The sequence below is a fragment of the Cetobacterium somerae ATCC BAA-474 genome (genome assembly GCF_000479045.1).
GTDB lineage: Bacteria > Fusobacteriota > Fusobacteriia > Fusobacteriales > Fusobacteriaceae > Cetobacterium_A > Cetobacterium_A somerae.
On the sequence record NZ_KI518123.1, the window covers coordinates 1 to 2247 of the forward strand.

Below are 2247 nucleotides of genomic sequence, written 5' to 3' on the forward strand. Positions count from 1 at the left end.
TCATTAATAAAAGTTGTTAAAGTTTGTTCCATGTTATTAATATCCTCCTATATAAAAGTATAAATATGTCACCACCATTTTTTCTTTTTGAAAAAATAAGCAGTTCCTAAAATAATTGATATCATTAAGCTTAAAATAAAAAAGTATCCATATTTCCAAGTTAATTCAGGCATATATTGGAAATTCATACCATAAAGTCCAGCTAGAAAACTCAAAGGAATGAAAATACTAGAAATCATTGTTAAAACTTTCATAATTTCATTCATACCAGTACTAATAGTAGAGTGATAAAGTTGTAAAAGTTCATTTCCTCTATTGAAGAGTGCATCGTTAGATTCATTTGCTATTATAATGTGATCTTGTAAATCACGTAAGTAAATATCGATGTCTTCACCTAGATACTCTTGAATATCTGAATCTTTAAATTTTGAAGAAACTTCTTTTAAAGGAGCTAAAGCTCTTCTGAATTTTAAAAGTTCTTTTTTTAGTTCTAAGATTTCGTCAAAATCTTCTTTTTTAGGCTCGGTAGTAACTTTATCTTCTAAATCATCAATTCTTTCTTCTAGATCTTCAATAATAACAAAATAGTTATCAACAATTCTATCAATTAAAGAATATGTAAGATACCCCTCTTTTTTAGTTCTAAGACGCCCGCTTCTTTTTTCGATACGACATCTAATACTGTCAAAAACATCAAATGGGTTTTCCTGAAAAGTTATTAAAAGATTTGAAAATAAAATAAAAGATATTTGCTCATATTCATATTTATTTTTTTTATTAGAATGAGAAATCATTTTTAATGTAATAAAAATATAATCATCTCTAATTTCTAACTTAGGTCTTTGAGAATTGTTTAATAGATCTTCCAAAATTAAGGAATCTATATTAAAAGCTTCTCCAACTTTTTTGATAAGCTCAGTATTGTGAATCCCGCCAATATTTAACCAGTTAACATGAGAAGGGTGTAACTCTATAAAAAGATTGTCCCTAAAGATAAAACTATTTTTTTTAAAAGATTCATGGTTATAGGTATAGTGAGTAATGGGGATTTCAATTGTAGATTGCCTATCACCTGTATACACAAGAGTTCCAGGTTGTAATCCAACTTTTTTATTCAAAATAGTACCTCCTATTAGATAGTATAGTAATATATTATACTTAGTATATTACTATAAGTAAAAGATAAAAACAACATCTAAATAAATAGAAAGTAACTAATTCTATATAAATTAAAAAAAATATAAAAAAAAGAGCTTATATGTTAAAATAAAACTAATTATTAAAATGTTAAGGAGCTAAAAATGAATTATTTTTTATTTTTAAATCACCCCAAAGGTAAAGAGGTATATAAGGTTAGTAAAGAAAGAGAAGAAATGTTAAAAGAACATTTCTCTAGAGTAGATATTTTAGAAACTGAAGTTGTAATGAGAGGAATAAAATATAAAGCACTTGTTGATTATTCGGCATTTTCTAATTTAGCCAATTTTGATTGTTTTAAATGTCAAGATCCTTGCTGTGCAGATAATCCAACAGTGTATGAAAAAATAACGAGAGATTTTGTTTTAGAAAATATTGAAAGTTATAATAAAAAAACTAAGAATATAGATATTCTTTTAGAAAGTGGTTATGAAGTTGAAGATATAATAAAAAGTATAAAAGAGGATGAGTGTATGGTACCAAATGAGACTGTAGAAGCTGAAATTTCATTATGCACATGTTCTTTTAAACCTAATAATGAGTCGGTATTATGTTCGCTACACTCTATCTGTTTAGAAAAAAATATGAGTGCAAAAGAGATTGTTGAAAAAAAACCATTAGTTTGTAGTTTATGGCCAATTGATATAATTTCAGAAGAAGATAAAAGTTTACTATATATAACAGTACCAGACGATTTTACTACAGGATTCACGATAGAGGATTATTATGATACTCCATGCATAAATAAAGAGCTTGCACAAAGTTCATCTTTTAGAAGAAAAAATCCAATAGGTTTTTTAGAAGATGAATATGTACCAATAATATTGGCGTATGGAGAAACTTTGAAATATAGTTTAGGTGAAAAGTTTTATAATGATGTAAAAGAGAAGTTGGTGGAAGAAAATCTAATTTTTGTTGAAGAGTTAATTATAAAAGAGAAACAAATTTTTAAAAAATAAAAAAACTTGTTGACGAAGTTTTGAAATTATGATACTATAATTTTTGTCAGCGGGAAACGCCGCCGACAAGAATTGTAGAAAAGGACATTAA

2 protein-coding genes are annotated in these 2247 nt (G+C 26.3%); one reads left to right on the forward strand and one right to left on the reverse strand.

Going from position 1 to position 2247, the window contains the following annotated elements; genetic code table 11:
* Nucleotides 1-68 precede the first annotated feature (68 nt).
* The gene (gene corA / locus HMPREF0202_RS05370; protein WP_023052231.1) at nucleotides 69-1118 is read right to left on the reverse strand and encodes a magnesium/cobalt transporter CorA; all 1050 of its coding nucleotides are present in this window, start codon (nucleotides 1116-1118) and stop codon (nucleotides 69-71) included.
* 183 nt (nucleotides 1119-1301) lie between these two features.
* Here corA and HMPREF0202_RS05375 point away from each other — a divergent pair, with 183 nt between their 5' ends.
* Nucleotides 1302-2156, forward strand: coding sequence for a hypothetical protein (locus tag HMPREF0202_RS05375; RefSeq protein ID WP_023052232.1), 855 nt, complete (start codon nucleotides 1302-1304; stop codon nucleotides 2154-2156).
* The last annotated feature ends 91 nt before the right edge of the window (nucleotides 2157-2247 follow it).

What these genes read in the sequence shown, in the direction of transcription:
- HMPREF0202_RS05375 (WP_023052232.1), top strand. Translation starts at nt 1,302, where the DNA reads ATGAATTATTTTTTATTTTTAAATCACCCCAAAGGTAAAGAGGTATAT.